The following is a 17071-nucleotide window of genomic DNA, read 5'->3' on the forward strand; positions in this document are numbered from 1 at the left end:
CGTCGTACACGGTAGCCCGGCGGCCGGGGGAGCGCCGGAAGGTCGGCGGGGCCCGCCGTCGCGGCGGGCCCCGGGCGTCGAGGGCGGCTCAGCCGCCGTTGCTGGGTCGCTGCGCGGTCGGTCGGTGGGTGACGCCGGTGCCGGTGAGGCGGTCGACCGCGGCGAGGAAGCGCCGGCCCATCCGGGCGCGGGCCGCGACGGCGGGGTGCGTGGCGCCGTAGTCGGCCGGCTCGGCCTGGCCGTCGGCGAAGAGGGCGTACGTGAGCACGGGCGCGCCGGCCGTGTCGAAGATCACCCCGGCCTCGTGCCGGGCGTCGGCGAACCAGCCCGCCTTCGTGGCGACCCGGGCCCGCTCGGTGGAGGACATGACCCGCCGGATGCCGTCGGTGTACGCGACGGGGGCGCGCAGCAGCCGCAGCACGAACGCCGTGCCGGCCGGCGAGAGCAGCGTGCCGGCCACCAGCGCGCGCAGCAGGTCGTGGGTCTCCCGGGGCGTGCTGGTGCCGAGGAAGAACCGGTTGGGGTTGGCCACCGGTTGCACCTGGGTGTTCGGGAAGCCCTTGCCGCGCACGATGTCGTTGAGTTCGGCGGCGGGGCAGACCAGGCCGCAGAGCCGCACCGCCGTGTCGTCGGAGACGGTCAGCAGGTTGGCCAGCACGTGGCCGAGCGTCACGAAGCTCGGGTAGGCCCCGTCGAGGCTGAACATGCCGTCGCCGCCGGGCACCACGATCGCCTCGGTCACCTCGACCCGCTGGTCGAGCGTCAGCAGCCCCCGGTCGACCTTGTCGAGCACCGCCACGGCCACCGCGATCTTGTTGACGCTGTACGCCTCGAGGCGCCGGTCGGGCTCGTCGGACACCGCCACCTGCGGCGCGCCGGCCGGGTCGGCGACGCTGACGTACGCCTGCCAGTTGCCCCCCGCCGCCACCGTCTCCCGCTCGTAGATCGCGGCCACCCGGCGGGCCGCCTGCCGGGGCGTCGTCGGAGCCGGCTCGGCGACCTCGGGGGCGGCGACGGCCGGCGCCGCGGCGCCGAGCACCGTTCCCGCCGTGGCCACCGTGCCCAGTCCCAGCGCGGTCCTGCGGTTCACCCGGATAGTCAATCGTCTCTCCCGTCGTGGTGGGCCGGAGCGCTTACCGGCCCACCACCCTAGGCCAGACGATCGACGCCGGTGATCCCGTGCGGGGTTCACCGCAGCCGGCGCCGGACGGCCGCGACGACCGGGCCGGGCAGTTCCCCGACGGCCCGCGCCACCCGTGCGAGGTCGGGCAGCCAGCCGCCGCGTACGGACGCGGCGGCGGCGTCCGGCGCGAACACCACGCCGTCGTGCGGCGCGACGGGACGGTCGGTCAGCCCGGCCAGCCGCATCAACGGGCCGACGAGGGCGTCGTAGACGCCGGGGAACACGGTGAAGCCGACCCGCATGACCGTGTTGACCCGGCCCACCGACACCTCCCGGCGGGGCCGGTCGGCGCAGTCCACGATGGCCCGGGCCACCCGTTCCGGGGTGGTGACCGGCGGCGGGGGCCGGCCGATGCGGCCGAGGTAGTTCGCGGCCCGCTGGTAGACCGGGGTGTCCACGCTGCCGGGGTTCACGATGCACACGTGCACGCCCGGGGTCTCCCGGGCCTCCTGCTGCAACGTGCGGGTCAGCCCCCGCAACCCCCACTTGCTCGCCACGTAGCCGCTCATGTACGGCGCCGTGATGTGCCCCAGCACCGACCCGGTGAGGATGAGCGTCCCCCCGCCGTCGGCCCGGAACCGCCGCAGCGCCACCCGGGCCACCGCGGCGGCGGCGAGCAGGTCGGTGCGTACCACCTGCTCGAAGACCCGCTCCGGGGTCTCCTCGAACCGGCCGTACGCCATCACCGCCGCCGTGTGCACCCAGACGTCGACGCCGCCGAAGCGGCCGAGGGCCGCGTCGGCGAGCGCCGCGAGCGCGCCGTCGGCCGTGACGTCGGTGGGTACCTCCAGCGCCTGCGCGCCGGCGGCCCGGCACTCGTCGCCGACGGCGGCGAGGGCGGCGGCGGAGCGGGCGGCGAGCACGAGGCGGTCGCCGCGGTCGGCGAAGGCCCGGGCCGCCGCCCGGCCGATCCCGCTGGTCGCGCCGGTCACGACCACCGTCCGGGTCACGGTGCCAGCACGACCTTGACGCAGCCGTCCTCCTTCTTCTGAAACATCTCGTACGCCTGCGGCGCCTGCGCCAGCGGCACCCGGTGGGTACGCAGGTCCGCCACGCCCAGCGGGTCGTCGTCGCCGGAGAGCAGCGGGATGATCTCGTCGGTCCACCGGCGCACGTGGCACTGCCCCATCCGCAGCTGGACGCCCCGGTCGAACATCTCCATCAGCGGCATCGGGTCGACCTCGCCGCCGTAGACGCCGGAGATGGAGACGGTGCCGCCCCGGCGCACGGCCTTGAGCGCGGCCTTGAGTACGACCAGCCGGTCGACGCCAACCTTGTCGGTCATGGTCTGCGCGAGCTTGTCGGGCAGCAGCCCGGCGGCGGTCTGGGCGAGCTTGCCGAGGGGCGCGCCGTGGGCCTCCATGCCCACCGCGTCGATGACCGCGTCGGGACCACGCCCGTCGACGAGGTCGATCAGCGCGCCGGGCACGTCGTCCAGCTGGCTGACGTCGAGGACCTCGATGCCGTGCCGGCGGGCCATCGCCAACCGCTCCGGCACGAGGTCCAGCCCGATGACCCGGTCCGCGCCGAGGTGCCGGCCGATGCGGGCGCAGAACTGGCCGACGGGCCCGAGCCCGAAGACGGCGAGGGTGCCGCCGCGCGGGGTGTCGGCGTACTTCACCGCCTGCCAGGCGGTCGGCAGGATGTCGGACAGGTAGAGCCAGCGCTCGTCGGGCCCGGCGTCGGGCACCTTGACCGGGCCGAACTGGGCGTGCGGCACCCGCAGGTACTCGGCCTGCCCGCCGGGCACCGAGCCGTAGAGCGAGGTGTAGCCGAACAGCGCGGCGCCCTTGCCCTCGGCGGTCACCTGCGTGGTCTCGCACTGCGCGTACAGCTGCCGGTCGCACATCCAGCAGGAGCCGCAGGAGATGTTGAACGGCACCACCACCCGGTCGCCCGGCTTGAGGCGGGTCACTCCCGGGCCCACCTCCTCCACGATGCCCATCGGCTCGTGACCGAGGACGTCGCCGGGCTTCAGGAACGGCCCGAGCACCTCGTACAGGTGCAGGTCCGAGCCGCAGATCGCGGTCGAGGTGATCCGGACGATCGCGTCGGTCGGCTCCTCGATGCGCGGATCGGGCACCTCCTCCACCCGTACGTCCCGTTTGCCCTGCCAGGTCAGCGCCTTCATGTCCGTCGTCCCTCCTCGTGCCGTCCCCGGGGGTGCTACCCGCCCCCGCCGACTTGAACCGGCGCCCCAGCCGGCGGTCCGGTTCTCGCCGCCCTTCCACCGGTCCGGCGCGGGCCTGTACCCCCGTCGTCCCGCTCCACCCGGACTGCGTTTCCCGTCCGGCCCGTTGGCTCGCCTGGGTGAGCCGGGGTGTCGCGTGGACGCTGTCGAGCTGCCCCGTGGTGTGGGGCAGCCCGTTCGGTGGCGCAGGCGATCGCCCGTCGAGGAACTGCCCGGCGAGACGTGGGATGTGGGGAGCACGCGGGTGCCGCCCTTCGGGTCGTCCGCTCGACACGCCGCGCTCGCCGCTGGTGGCCGGTCCCATAAACGGGGCAGCTCGACAGGGGCCGTCGAGGGGGCCGGCCCCGCCACGGCCCGGCCCCGCCACGGCCCCGGCTGCCCGCAGCCGCGGCGTTGGAGCCGACAGGACGCACCCCGGCCGACGGGGCCGCTACCGGAAAGCGGACGGGCCGCCACACCCGCAGGGGTGCGACGGCCCGTCCGTTCGATCCGGTCAGGAACCGGGGGTGTTGTCGCCCCGCTTCGAGGTGGCCATCAGGAAGTCGCGGTTGAGCCGGCCGATGGTGTTCAGCGGGATGCCCTTGGGGCAGACCACGGTGCACTCACCGGCGTTGGTGCAGCCACCGAAGCCGGCCTCGTCGTGCGCGTCGACCATGCCGACCACCCGGGTGTAGCGCTCCGGCTGGCCCTGCGGCAGCAGCGAGAGCTGGGTGACCTTCGCGGCGGTGAAGAGCATCGCGGAGCCGTTCGGGCAGGCCGCCACGCAGGCGCCGCAGCCGATGCACTCCGCCGCCTCGAAGGCGGCGTCCGCGTTGGCCTTGGCGACCGGGGTCGAGTGCGCCTCGGGGGCGCTGCCGGTCGGCGCGGTGATGTAGCCGCCGGCCGCGATGATCTTGTCGAACGCGCCCCGGTTGACCACCAGGTCCTTGATCACCGGGAAGGCCCGGGCCCGCCACGGCTCGATGTCGATCGTCTCGCCGTCGGAGAACTGCCGCATGTGCAGCTGGCAGGCGGTGGTGCCGCGCTGCGGCCCGTGCGCGTCGCCGTTGATCATCAGGCCGCACATGCCGCAGATGCCCTCGCGGCAGTCGTGGTCGAACGCCACCGGCTCCTCGCCGGCGAGGATCAGCCGCTCGTTGAGGACGTCGAGCATCTCCAGGAAGGACATGTCCGGGGAGACGTCGTCGACCTTGTAGGTCACCATCCGACCCTTGTCCTCGGGGCCGGACTGGCGCCAGATGCGCAGGGTCAGGTTCACTTGTAGCTCCGCTGCGTGGGGTGGACGTATTCGAAGTTCAGGTCTTCCTTGTGCAGCACCGAGGGCTCGCCGGTGGCGGTGAACTCCCAGGCCGCCACGTACGCGAAGCGGTCGTCGTCGCGCTCCGCCTCACCGTCGGGCGTCTGGTGCTCGGCCCGGAAGTGACCGCCGCAGGACTCCTCGCGGTGCAGGGCGTCGATGCACATCAGCTCCGCCAGCTCGAAGAAGTCGGCCACCCGGCCGGCCTTCTCCAGCGACTGGTTGAGCCCCTCGCCGCTGCCCGGCACCCGGACCCGCTGCCAGAACTGCTCGCGCAGGGCGCGGATCTCGTCGATCGCCTTGCGCAGCCCGGCCTCACTGCGCTCCATGCCGCAGTGCTCCCACATGATCTGGCCCAGCTCGCGGTGGAACGAGTCGACGGTCCGGTCGCCGTCGACGGCCAGCAGCCGCTGGATCCGGTCCTCGACGTCGGCGCGGGCCTGCACGGCCGCCGGGTGCGTGGCGTCGACCTTCTCCATCGGGCCGGACGCCAGGTAGTGCGCGATGGTGTTCGGCAGCACGAAGTAGCCGTCGGCCAGGCCCTGCATCAGCGCCGAGGCGCCGAGCCGGTTCGCGCCGTGGTCGGAGAAGTTCGCCTCGCCGATCACGAAGAGGCCCGGGATGGACGACTGGAGGTCGTAGTCGACCCAGAGGCCGCCCATCGTGTAGTGCACGGCGGGGTAGATGCGCATCGGCACCTCGTACGGGTCCTCGCCGGTGATCCGCTCGTACATCTCGAAGAGGTTGCCGTACTTGGCCTCGATGGCCTTGCGGCCGAGCCGGTTGATCGCGTCGCCGAAGTCCAGGTAGACGCCGAGCCCGGTCTGGCCGACGCCGCGCCCCTCGTCGCAGACGTTCTTCGCGGCGCGGGAGGCGATGTCGCGGGGGACCAGGTTGCCGAAGGAGGGGTAGATCCGCTCCAGGTAGTAGTCCCGCTCGTCTTCGGGGATGTCCCGTGGGCTGCGGGTGTCGCCCTTGGCCTTGGGCACCCAGACCCGGCCGTCGTTGCGCAGCGACTCGCTCATCAGGGTCAGCTTCGACTGGTGGTCGCCGGAGACCGGGATGCAGGTCGGGTGGATCTGCGTGTAGCAGGGGTTGGCGAAGTACGCGCCCTTGCGGTGGGCCCGCCAGGTGGCGGTGACGTTGCAGCCCTTGGCGTTGGTGGAGAGGTAGAAGACGTTGCCGTAGCCGCCGGAGGCGAGCACGACCGCGTCCGCGAACTCGGTGGTGATCTCGCCGGTGACCATGTCCCGGACCACGATGCCGCGGGCCTTGCCGTCGACGACGATCAGCTCCAGCATCTCGTGCCGGGTGTTCATCTCCACGTTGCCGAGGCCGATCTGCCGTTCCAGCGCCTGGTACGCGCCGAGCAGCAGCTGCTGGCCCGTCTGGCCCCGGGCGTAGAAGGTGCGCTGCACCTGCGCGCCGCCGAAGGAGCGGGTGTCCAGCAGGCCGCCGTACTCGCGGGCGAACGGGACGCCCTGTGCGACGCACTGGTCGATGATGTTGACCGAGACCTCGGCGAGCCGGTGCACGTTCGACTCGCGGGAGCGGAAGTCGCCGCCCTTGACGGTGTCGTAGAAGAGGCGGTGCACCGAGTCGCCGTCGTTGCGGTAGTTCTTGGCGGCGTTGATGCCGCCCTGCGCGGCGATGGAGTGCGCCCGGCGCGGGCTGTCCTGGTAGCAGTAGGTCTTGACCCGGTAGCCCTGCTCGCCCAGCGTGGCGGCGGCCGAGCCGCCGGCCAGGCCGGTGCCGACCACGATCACGGTCATCTTGCGGCGGTTGGCCGGGTTGACCAGCTTGGCCTCGAAGCGCCGCCGCTCCCAGCGGGTCTCGATGGGGCCGTCGGGAGCCTTGGTGTCGGCGATCGGGTCGCCCTCGGTGTAGAGATCCATGTCAGGACACCAATCCGGTGAGTACGGCGAACGGGACCACCAGGTAGCCGGCGCAGAGCACGACGGCGAAGCCCAGCGCCACGGCTCGGGCCCGCCGCTCGCCGCGCGGGCTCTGCTGGCCGAGGCTGCGCAGCGCGCTGAACAGGCCGTGCCGCAGGTGGAAGCCGAGGGTGACGACCGCCAGGGTGTAGAAGAGCGTCACGTACCAGCGCTCCGGGGCGAAGTCGGCCACCACGTTGGCGTACGGCCGGCTCGGGTCGCCGACCGGGTTCAGCGTGCCGGTGGTGAGGTCCAGGATGTGGTAGATCACGAACAGCAGGATGATCACGCCGCCCCAGCGCATCGTGCGGGCCGCGTAGCTGCCCTGCACCTTCTTGCGGTGCGCGTACTGCACCGGGCGGGCGGCGCGGGCGCGCACGGCGAGGGCGGTCGCGGCCCAGATGTGGCCGACTGCCGCCACCACCAGGCCGATCCGCATGATCCACAGGAACCACACGCCCGGCAGCAGCGGGGTGCCGATCTCGCGCAGCCAGTGCGCGTAGTGGTCGAACGAGGTCGCCCCCGTGAAGATCTTCAGGTTGCCGAGCATGTGCGCGATCAGGAATGACACCAGGATGATGCCCGTCACCGCCATGACGGCCTTGAGGCCGACGCTGGAACGGATGGGCGACCGAGTTCTCGTGACTACCACGCGATCGACGCTAGGAGCACTTGATTCAGTCGTCCAATGCATCGACCTCGCAGTCTTGATAGCTATAGGCTATGTAGATGCAGCTCCATCAGCTGAAGTACTTCGTTGCGGTGGCAGAAGTACGACATTTCACCCAAGCCGCCGACATCGTGGGCATCACCCAGCCTTCGTTGAGTAAGCAAGTTCACGCCCTGGAGGAGGGCCTCGGCGCCCCGCTCTTCGAGCGGGTAAGGGGCAACATCACCCTCACGGCGGCCGGTGAGGTGCTGCTCCCGCTGGCCAAGCGGATCCTCGCCGACGTCGACACCGCGACCCGCGAGGTGCAGGAGCTGGTCGGCCTGCGCCGTGGCCGGGTCCGGCTCGGCGCCACCCCCAGCCTCGCCACCTCGCTCGCCCCGCCCGTGCTGCGCCGCTTCCGCGACGCCCACCCCACCATCGACCTGCGGGTGGAGGAGAGCGGCTCGCAGGACCTGGTCCGCGGCCTGCTCCGCGGCGACCTCGACCTGGCACTGATCATCATGCCGGCCCAGGGCACCGACCCCGGGCTGCGGGCCGACCCCATCCTGCGGGAGAGCCTGGTGGTCGCCTCCGTCGAGGAGCTGTCGGTGGTCCCGGAGACCGGGCAGCTACGCGTCGCCGACCTGCGCGACCAGCCGATGGTCATGTTCCGGGAGGGCTACGACCTGCGCGACGCCACCCTCCAGGCCTGCCGGGAGGCCGGCTTCGAGCCGACCATCGCCGTCGACGGCGGCGAGATGGACGCGGTGCTGAGCTTCGTCGAGGCCGGGCTGGGCGTCGCGCTGGTCCCCGGCATCGTGGTGGCCCGCCGGCCGGGCGTACGCGTCACCCGGCTGGCCCCGCCCGGCGTCCGGCGCACCATCGCGGTCGCCCGGCGCCGCGACGTGGTGCCCACCCACGCCGGCCGGGAGCTGCGCAGGATACTGCTGGACTACGTCCGCGACGCCACCACCGAGGGAGACCTGCCGCCGGGCGTCGAACCGCTCTGAGCTCCGCCGCCGGCCGTCGGGCCGCGCGGAGGCCGGCCGCCGCACGACCGGCCGCGCCGGTCCCACGCCGCCAGGTGCGCACGACGGAAGACGACCGGCCCCCGTCGGCGTGCCTACGCTGCCCGCATGGCAACGGGCAGCGCCGTGGTGATCGGCGCCAGCATGGGCGGCCTGCTGACGGCGCGCGCTCTCACCGAGGCGTACGAGCGGGTCACCCTCGTGGACCGCGACCTGCTGCCCGAGCGGGCGGACAGCCGCCGGGGCGTACCCCAGGGGCGGCAGCTGCACGTCCTGCTGACCCGGGGCCGGCAGGCGTTCGAGGAGCTGCTGCCGGGCATCTCGGCGGAGCTGGCCGCGCGCGGCGTGCCCACGGTCGACCTGCACGAGCAGGTCCACTGGTACAACAACGGCCACCGGATGCGCCGCGCCCCGTCGCCGCTGTTCGCCCTCGGGGTCAGCCGACCGTTGCTGGAACAGGTCGTCCGGGAGCGGGTGGCCGCCCTGCCCGGGGTGCGGATCGTCTCGGCCTGTGAGGTGGCGGGCCTGACCACCACCGTCGACCGGCGGCGGGTCACCGGGGTGCGGCTGCACCCCCGCGACGGGGAGCCCACGACCGTCGCCGCCGACCTCGTCGTCGACGCCGGCGGCCGGGGCACCCGCAGTCCGGTGTGGCTGGCCGAGCTGGGCTACCGGCCCGCGCCGGAGGAACGGGTCAAGGTCGGCGTCACCTACCTCACCCGCACCTACCGCCGGGAGCCGCACCACCTCGAGGGGCTGCTCGGCGCGCTCACCAACGCCGTGCCCGGCCAGCCCCGGGGCGGCATCGTCGCCGTGCAGGAGCAGGGCCGGTTCGCGGTGGCGCTCAGCGGCATGCTCGGCGAGGAGCCGCCGGCCGACGACGAGGGCATGACCGCCTTCGCCGAGAGCCTCGCCGCCCCGCAGATCGCCGAGCTGCTGCGTACGGCGCAGCCGGAGAGCCCGCCGGCGACGATGAAGTTCCCGGCCAGCGTGCGGCGGCGCTACGAGCGGCTGCGCCGCTTCCCGGCCGGCTACCTGGTGGTGGCCGACGCCGTGTGCAGCTTCAACCCGGTCTACGGGCAGGGCATGACGGTGGCCGCGCTGGAGGCCCTGCTGCTGCGCCGGCTGCTGCGGCGCTCGCCCGACCGGCTCGCCCGGCGGTTCTTCCGGGGCGCCGCCCGGCTGATCGACGGGCCGTGGTCCATCGCGGTCGGCACCGACCTGCGCTTCCCCGAGGTGCCCGGCCGACGCTCGCCGCGGGTGCGCCTGGTCAACGCGTACGTGGGCCGGCTGCACGCGGCGGCGACCCGGGACCCGGCGCTGGGCGCGGCGTTCCTGCGGGTGGTGAACCTCGTCGACCCGCCGACGCGGCTGCTCTCCCCGCCGGTGCTGCTGCGGGTGCTGCGCGGGTCGCCCTACCTGCCCTCCGCCTCGTCCATCGCGCGGTAGATCCGCTGCTCCGACACCGGATACGGGGTGCCCAGCGCCTGGGCGAACACGTTCACCCGCAGTTCCTCGACCATCCAGCGGATCTGCCGGACCGCCGTCGACTGCCGGCGGCTCGGCGGCAGCGCGGCGAGCATCTCCTGGTACTCCTTCTGCACCACCGCGACCCGGTCCTGCTGCTGCTTGTCGCGCTGCGGGTTGCCCGGCAGCCGGTCCAGCCGCCGCTCGATGGCGGTGAGGTAGCGCAGCAGGTCGGGCAGGCGCGCGTACCCGGTCTCGGTGACGAACCCCTTGTGCACCAGGCCGTTCAGCTGGGCCCGGATGTCGGCCAGCGCGGCCACCACCGCCAGGTTCCGGGTGGCGCCGAGGCGCTGCTCGACCGCGTACGCGGCGGCGAGCACCCGGCGGACCCGGTCCATGATCTCGACCACGGTGTCCACCAGGTCGGCCCGGACCCTCTCCCGCAGGGCGGCGAAGCCCTCCGCGTCCCAGGCCGGGCCGCCGGCGTCACCGATCAGCTTGTCGATCGCCGCCCCCGCCGCGTCCGAGATCAGCTCCTGCACGCCGCCGTGCGGGTTGCGGCTCAGCGCCAGCTTCGCCTCGTTGCTCAGCCGCCCCTGCAGGAACTTCGCCGGCGACGGCACGGTGAGCCGCAGCAGCCGCCGCGTACCCGCCCAGTGCGCCGCCTCCTGCTCGGCGGGCGAGTCGAAGACCTTCACCCCGACGGTGTCGCCCTCGTCGACCAGGGCCGGGTACGCGGTCACGGCGTAGCCGGCGCGCACCTGCTCGATGGTGCGAGGAAGATCCTCGATGCTCCACGTGCGGAGGCCCGTCCGGGCGACGTCCGGCGCGGCGGCGGCCACGACCTGGCGTACCTCCGCCTTGAGCCGACGTTGCAGGGCCGGTAGGTCCTTGCCCTCGGCGACCGGCTTGTTCTCCTCGTCGAGCACCCGGAAGCTGACCCGCAGGTGCGGCGGCAGCTTCTCCGGCTCCCACGCGTCGCGGGGCACGGTGACGCCCGTCATCCGGCGCAGCTGCCGGGTCAGCGCGTCCAGCAGCGGCTCCTCGCCGGCCGGCATCGCGGCCAGCGCCGCGCGCGCGAAGTCCGGCACCGGGACGAAGTTGCGGCGTACCGCCTTGGGCAGCGAACGGATCAGCGCGATCACCAGTTCCTCGCGCAGCCCGGGCACCTGCCAGTCGAAGCTCTCCGCCGGCACCTGGTTGAGCAGGGGCAGCGGGATGTCGACGGTCACGCCGTCGGTGGGGGTGCCCGGCTCGAAGCGGTAGGTCAGCGGCAGGGTCACCCCGTCGGCGGACCACTCGTCGGGGTAGTCGGCCTCGTCCACGCCGGTGCGGCCGGCGTTGACCAGCAGCTCCCGGGTGAAGGTGAGCAGGTCGGGCTGCTCCCGCCGGGTCTTCTTCCACCAGGCGTCGAAGTGCCGCCCGGAGACCACGTCGGCCGGGATGCGGGCGTCGTAGAAGTCGAAGACGGTCTGGTCGTCGACGAGGATGTCGCGGCGCCGGGCCCGGTGCTCCAGCTCCTCGATCTCCGTCAGCAGCCGCTGGTTGTCCCGCCAGAAGTGGTGGTGGGTCTGCCAGTCGCCCTCGACGAGGGCGTGCCGGATGAACAGCTCCCGCGACAGCGCCGGGTCGATCCGCCCGAAGTTGACCTTCCGCGAGGTGACCAGCGGAACGCCGTAGAGGGTCACCTTCTCGTAGGCCATCACGGCCGCCTGCTTCTTCTCCCAGTGCGGCTCGCTGTAGCTGCGCTTGACCAGGTGCTGAGCCAGGGGCTCGACCCACTCGGGCTCGACCCGGCCGGCGACCCGGCCCCAGAGCCGGGAGGTCTCCACCAGCTCGGCGGCCATCACCCAGCGCGGCGGCTTCCTGAACAGCGCCGAGCCGGGAAACAGCGCGAACTTCGCGCCCCGGGCGCCCAGGTACTCGTGCTTCTGCGCGTCCTTGAGCCCGACGTGCGACAGCAGGCCGGCCAGCAGCGACTGGTGCACCTTCGGGGTGTCGATCTCCTCCGGCAGGTCCGCGCCGCCCCGGCGCCCGCCGCCACCGGCGTCGCGCGCCGGTCGCCCGTCCTCGGGCGTACGCAGGACCTGGCGCAGCTGGCTGACGATGTCCTGCCACTCGCGTACCCGCAGGTAGTTGAGGTATTCGGCCTTGCACATCCGCCGGAACGCGCTGGAGGACAGCTCGCGCTGCTGCTCGCGCAGGTGCCGCCACAGGTTGAGCAGCGTCACGAAGTCCGACTCGCGGTCGGTGAACCGGGCGTGCGCCTGGTCGGCCTGGGCCTGCTTCTCGGCGGGCCGCTCGCGCGGGTCCTGGATCGACAGCGCGGCGGCGATCACCATCACCTCGGTGGCGCAGCCGTTGCGCTCGCCCTCGACGACCATCCGGGCCAGCCGCGGGTCGACGGGGAGCTGGGCCAGCCGCCGGCCCAGCGGGGTGAGCCGCTTCGCCGGGTCGACCTCGGCCGGGTCGAGCGCGCCGAGCTCGTGCAGCAGGTTCACGCCGTCGGCGACGTTGCGCCGGTCCGGCGGGTCGATGAACGGGAACGCGGCGATGTCGCCCAGCCCGATGGAGGTCATCTGGAGGATGACCGAGGCGAGGTTGGTGCGCAGGATCTCCGGGTCGGTGAACTCCGGGCGGGACAGGAAGTCCTGCTCGTCGTAGAGGCGGACGCAGATGCCGTCCGAGGTGCGCCCGCAGCGCCCCTTGCGCTGGTTGGCCGACGCCTGCGAGACCGGCTCGATCGGCAGCCGCTGCACCTTGAGCCGGCTGCTGTAGCGGGAGATGCGGGCCGTGCCCGGGTCCACCACGTACTTGATGCCGGGCACGGTGAGCGAGGTCTCCGCCACGTTTGTCGCCAGCACCACGCGGCGCCCGGCGTGCGGGGCGAAGACCCGGTGCTGCTCGGCGGTGGAGAGCCGGGCGTACAGCGGCAGGATCTCGGTGCCGCGCAGCGCCGGCTTCTTCTCCACGAGCTTGCCCAGCGCGTCGGCGGTGTCGCGGATCTCCCGCTCGCCGCTGAGGAAGACCAGGACGTCGCCGGGGCCCTCGGCGGCCAGCTCCTCGACGGCGTCGCCGATGGCCTGGACCTGGTCGCGGACGTTCTCCTCGTCCTCGCCGTCGTCGTCGCCCTCGGCCATTTCGACCAGCGGCCGGTAACGCACCTCGACCGGGTACGTGCGCCCGGAGACCTCGACCACGGGCGCCGGTACGCCGTCGGGATGCTCGGCGGTGGGCGGCCCCGCGAAGTGCCGGGCGAAGCGCTCGGTCTCGATGGTCGCCGAGGTGATGACCACCTTGAGGTCGGGGCGGCGGGGGAGGAGCTGGCGTAGGTAGCCGAGGATGAAGTCGATGTTGAGGCTGCGCTCGTGCGCCTCGTCGATGATCAGCGTGTCGTACTGGCGCAGCATCCGGTCGGTCTGCAACTCGGCGAGCAGGATGCCGTCGGTCATCAGCTTGACCAGGCTGCGGTCGCTGACCTGGTCGGCGAAGCGCACCTTGTAGCCGACCACGTCACCCAGCTCGGTGCCGAGCTCCTCGGCGATCCGGTCCGCCACCGTACGCGCGGCCAGCCGGCGCGGCTGGGTGTGCCCGATCAGGCCGGTGATCCCGCGCCCCAGCTCCAGGCAGATCTTCGGCAGCTGGGTGGTCTTGCCGGAGCCCGTCTCGCCGGCCACGATCACCACCTGGTGGTCGCGGATGGCGGCGGCGATGTCGTCCTTGCGCTCGCTCACCGGCAGCTGGGCCGGATACGTGATCACCGGTACGGCGGCGCGCCGGTTCTCGAGCACCGCCTCGGCCCGCGCCACGTCGGCGGCGATCTCGTCGAGCGCCGACTCCCGGCGCTGCGGGTCGCGCAGCCGGCGTACCCCGTCCAGGCGTCGTTGCAGGCGGCGCTGGTCGCGGAACATCAGGGGACGGAGGCGGCGGTGCAGCTCGCGGACGGGGTCGGTCGCGGCGGGTGCGGCTGGATTCTGCATGTCGTCGCCAAGGATAGGCAGCCGCCGGCCGGACCGCCCCCGGGTTACCGCCGCACCGCCCCGGCCCGCCCGCGCCCACGCCCGTCGACGGCGCCCCGCGAGGGGGAGCGCGGTGGCGCCGCCTCGGACTAGAGTGGGGCGTCGACCGACCTTGGCCACGGGGGACTGGATGACGATGCGGGACACCGACCGGGCCCTGGTGCAGGCCGCCACGGCAGTCGCCAAGCTGCGCTGCCGCAGCGAGAACCACACGGTCGCCGCCGCCGCGCGGACCACCGACGGCCGCGTCTTCACCGGGGTCAACGTCTACCACTTCACGGGCGGCCCCTGCGCCGAGGTGGTCGCGGTCGGCGCCGCCGCCACGCAGGGCGTCACCGAGCTGGAGACGATCGTCGCGGTGGGCGACCGGGGGCGCGGGGTGATCCCGCCCTGCGGGCGCTGCCGGCAGGTGCTGCGCGACTACTTCCCCACGGTCCGGGTCATCGTCGGGCCGATGGACGCGCTGCGCGTGGTGCACGTCGCCGAGCTGCTGCCGGAGACGTACGTCTGGGCCGACCAGCAGCTCGACGGGCCGACCGGCCCGCTCCCCGCGCCGCGACCGGCCGACTGACGCCCGGCCCGCCAGACTGACGCCCGGTCTCGCCCGGTGCCCGGTCGGCGGCCGACCGACACCGGTGGCCGCCGTCAGTCGCCGGCGGCGGCTTCCAGGACCGACCGGGGCAGCGGCGCGCTCTCGAAGCGCACGATGCCCTCCGGCACCATCCAGCTCATCACCTGCACACCGAGCCGCCCGGCCCGCACCGCCGGGTCGTTGCGGTAGAGCTCGCGGGCCTCCTGCGGCGAGACGGAGAGCACGACGAACCCGCGCAGCCGCTCGTCGTCGGCGTCGACGAACGGCCCCGCGGCCAGGACGAGCCCCTGCTCCACCAGCCCCGCCTGGTGCGCCAGGTGGGCGTCCTGCAACCGGTCGGCCGCGTCCAGCGGCAGGTCGGGCGCGTCCGCCGGCCGGAGCAGGAGCACCACGGTGTGCTGGTCGAATCGCATGCCCACACACTAGGGCGGCCGGGGCCGCCGTCCGCCCGGATCCGCGCCGTCCGCCCTGCTCAGCGCCGCTCGGATCGACGACGGCGAGTTAGGCCCGGCCAGGCCGTTCCGCTAAGGTAAGGCGACCCTAAGCCCGAACGTGCAGGAGCCTCGTGACCACCCTCGCCACCCGACCGGCGCGTGCCGGCACCCGGCCCCGGGCGCGTGGCGGTCGTCGGCTCGCGGTCACCGTGGCCGCCGCCGTGGTGCTGGGGCTGGCCGTACTGGCGAGCTTCGCGCTCGGCAGCCGGGCGCTGGCCGTCGACGAGGTGTGGCGCGCGCTGGTCGCCCCCGACGGCGGCGAGGCCGCCACCATCGTGCGGGAACTGCGGATGCCGCGTACCGCGCTGGGCCTCGCCGTCGGGCTCGCCCTCGCCGTCGCCGGGGTCCTCTTCCAGGCCCTCACCCGCAACCCGTTGGCCGAGCCGCGGATCCTCGGCATCAGCGCCGGCGCCTCGTTCGGCGTGGTGCTGGCCATCTCCGTCTTCGGCGTGAGCACGCTGGCCGGGTACGTCTGGTTCGGCATCGGCGGCGCGCTCGGCGCCGGCGCGCTGGTCTTCGCCGTCGCCGCCAAGGCCCGCGAGGGCGCCAGCCCGGTCACCCTCGCGCTGGTCGGCGCGGCCCTCGACGCCAGTCTCGCCTCCGTCGTGTACGCGCTGCTCAGCATGGACGCCCGCACCTTCGAGGAGTACCGCTTCTGGGTGGTCGGCGGGCTGACCGGTCGGGACCTCACGGTGGCCGTCCAGGTGGTGCCGTTCGTGCTGGCCGGGCTGTTCCTGGCCGCGCTGGTCGCCCGGGGCCTGGACGCGCTGGCCCTCGGCGACGACGTGGCCCGGGGACTCGGGCACCGGATCGGGCTGGTCCGCCTCGGCGGTGGTCTCGCCGCGGTCCTGCTCACCGGGGCGGCCGTCGCCGCCGCCGGCCCCATCGCGTTCGTCGGGCTCGCGGTGCCGCACCTGGCCCGCGCCCTGGTCGGCGCCGACCACCGGTGGACCCTCGCGGTCTCGGCGCTGCTCGGGCCCGCGCTGCTGCTGGGCGCCGACGTCGTCGGCCGGCTCGTCGCGCCGCCCGGTGAGGTGCCCGCGGGCATCGTCACCGCCCTGGTCGGCGCCCCGCTGCTGGCCTTCCTGGTGCGCCGCGCGAAGGTCGTGACGGCGTGACCGCCCCCACCGCCCCGGCCGCCGGACGGCCGGCGGGTCGCCCCCGCGTCGGCGTCACCGCGCTGCCCGGGCGTTCGCTGGTGCGGATCGGTCCGGTCGCCGTGCAGGTCCGCCGCCGCTCGGTGCTGGTCGCCGCCGTGCTGGTCGTGCTGCTGCTCGCCGCGGGGCTGCTCAGCCTCTCGCTGGGCACCCCGTACGTCGCCCCGGTCGACGTGCTGCGCGCCCTCTCCGGCGCCGGCACCCCGTACGACCTGGTGGTCCTCGACCTGCGGCTGCCCCGGCTGGTGCTGGCGGCGGTGGCCGGCGCGGCCTTCGGGGTGGCGGGCACGCTGATCCAGAGCGTGGCGCGCAACCCGCTCGCCAGCCCCGACGTCGTCGGCATCACCCAGGGCGCCGGCCTCGCCGCGACGGTGGCCCTGACCGGCGGCCTCGCCGCCGTCCTCGTGGCGCCGGCCGCGCTGGTCGGCGGGCTGGTCGCCGCCGCGCTGCTGTTCCTCCTCGGCGCCCGGCACGGCCTGGCTGCCCAGCGGTTCGTGCTCGCCGGCGTGGCGGTCGCCTTCGCGCTGCGGGCCCTGACCGAGGTGGTCATGCTCACCGCCGACCCGATCGACGGGCTGCGCGCGCAGATCTGGCTGATCGGCACGCTCGCCGGCAAGGGCTGGACCGAGAGCCTGTGGATCGCCCTCACCCTGGCCGCGCTCCTGCCGGTGCTGGCCTGGGCCGGCTGGGCGCTGAACAGCACCGCCTTGGACGACGACACCGCCCGGGGGATCGGCCTGCGTCCGACGGCCCGCCGGGTCGGCCTCGCCGGGACCGGGGTGCTGGCCGCCGCGATGGTCACCGCCCAGGTGGGCGCGGTGGACTTCGTCGCCCTGGTCGCCCCGCAGCTGGCCCGCCGGCTGGTCCGCGCCGAGCGCCCGCCGCTGGTCGGCGCCGCGTTGCTCGGGGCGCTGCTGCTGGTGCTGGCGGACCTGGGCGGCCGGCGGCTGTTCGCCCCCACCCAGCTGCCCGCCGGCGTGCTGACCGCCGCCATCGGCGGCCCGTACCTGATCTTCCTGCTGCTGCGCGGCCGGCGGCGGTCCTCGTGAAGTCTGACCCT

Annotated in this window: 13 protein-coding genes; 5 read left to right on the top strand and 8 right to left on the bottom strand. The window is 74.0% G+C overall.

Annotation, left to right across the window (positions count from 1 at the left end; genetic code table 11):
• Positions 1-88: 88 nt before the first annotated feature.
• The 6 genes from CLT72_RS00800 to CLT72_RS00825 form a co-directional block, all read right to left on the bottom strand.
• Positions 89-1090, bottom strand: coding sequence for a serine hydrolase (locus CLT72_RS00800; RefSeq protein ID WP_486484161.1), 1002 nt, complete (start codon positions 1088-1090; stop codon positions 89-91).
• 98 nt (positions 1091-1188) lie between these two features.
• Positions 1189-2133, bottom strand: coding sequence for an SDR family NAD(P)-dependent oxidoreductase (locus CLT72_RS00805; protein ID WP_101409086.1), 945 nt, complete (start codon positions 2131-2133; stop codon positions 1189-1191).
• The gene (locus tag CLT72_RS00810) at positions 2130-3314 is read right to left on the bottom strand and encodes a zinc-dependent alcohol dehydrogenase (protein ID WP_101409087.1); all 1185 of its coding nucleotides are present in this window, start codon (positions 3312-3314) and stop codon (positions 2130-2132) included. Before CLT72_RS00810 ends, CLT72_RS00805 begins: the two co-directional genes overlap by 4 nt.
• Before the next feature lie 553 nt (positions 3315-3867).
• Positions 3868-4632, bottom strand: coding sequence for a succinate dehydrogenase/fumarate reductase iron-sulfur subunit (locus tag CLT72_RS00815; protein WP_089001139.1), 765 nt, complete (start codon positions 4630-4632; stop codon positions 3868-3870).
• Complete coding sequence (locus CLT72_RS00820; protein WP_101409088.1) at positions 4629-6566, bottom strand: fumarate reductase/succinate dehydrogenase flavoprotein subunit; 1938 nt, start codon at positions 6564-6566, stop codon at positions 4629-4631. Before CLT72_RS00820 ends, CLT72_RS00815 begins: the two co-directional genes overlap by 4 nt.
• Position 6567: 1 nt before the next feature.
• Positions 6568-7257, bottom strand: a complete 690-nt coding sequence (locus CLT72_RS00825; protein ID WP_308220768.1) for a succinate dehydrogenase/fumarate reductase transmembrane subunit — start codon at positions 7255-7257, stop codon at positions 6568-6570.
• Positions 7258-7334: 77 nt separating this feature from the next.
• Between CLT72_RS00825 and CLT72_RS00830 the strand changes: the two genes are divergently transcribed.
• Positions 7335-8264 carry a LysR family transcriptional regulator gene (locus CLT72_RS00830; RefSeq protein ID WP_101409090.1) on the top strand — a complete coding sequence of 310 codons (930 nt, stop codon included), beginning with the start codon at positions 7335-7337 and terminating at the stop codon, positions 8262-8264.
• 126 nt (positions 8265-8390) lie between these two features.
• Positions 8391-9731 carry an FAD-dependent oxidoreductase gene (locus CLT72_RS00835; protein ID WP_101409091.1) on the top strand — a complete coding sequence of 447 codons (1341 nt, stop codon included), beginning with the start codon at positions 8391-8393 and terminating at the stop codon, positions 9729-9731.
• On the opposite strand, the gene hrpA is transcribed toward CLT72_RS00835, so the two are convergent.
• Complete coding sequence (gene hrpA, locus CLT72_RS00840) at positions 9698-13729, bottom strand: ATP-dependent RNA helicase HrpA (RefSeq protein ID WP_101409092.1); 4032 nt, start codon at positions 13727-13729, stop codon at positions 9698-9700. The genes CLT72_RS00835 and hrpA overlap by 34 nt on opposite strands.
• 169 nt (positions 13730-13898) lie before the next feature.
• Between hrpA and CLT72_RS00845 the strand changes: the two genes are divergently transcribed.
• Positions 13899-14339, top strand: a complete 441-nt coding sequence (locus CLT72_RS00845; protein ID WP_101409093.1) for a cytidine/deoxycytidylate deaminase family protein — start codon at positions 13899-13901, stop codon at positions 14337-14339.
• A 74-nt stretch (positions 14340-14413) separates the two neighbouring features.
• Here the strand turns inward: CLT72_RS00845 and CLT72_RS00850 are convergent, their stop codons facing one another.
• Entirely contained in the window at positions 14414-14773 is a 360-nt protein-coding gene (locus tag CLT72_RS00850) for a YciI family protein (RefSeq protein ID WP_101409094.1), read from the bottom strand.
• 152 nt (positions 14774-14925) lie between these two features.
• On the opposite strand from CLT72_RS00850, the gene CLT72_RS00855 reads away from it, so the two are divergent.
• Entirely contained in the window at positions 14926-15972 is a 1047-nt protein-coding gene (locus CLT72_RS00855; protein ID WP_101409095.1) for a FecCD family ABC transporter permease, read from the top strand.
• A complete protein-coding gene (locus CLT72_RS00860) occupies positions 15969-17060 on the top strand; it encodes a FecCD family ABC transporter permease (protein WP_250100611.1) in 1092 nt (363 codons plus the stop codon). The genes CLT72_RS00855 and CLT72_RS00860 overlap by 4 nt, the downstream gene beginning before the upstream one ends.
• Positions 17061-17071: the final 11 nt, after the last annotated feature.

The organism is Micromonospora sp. CNZ309 (assembly GCF_002846525.1).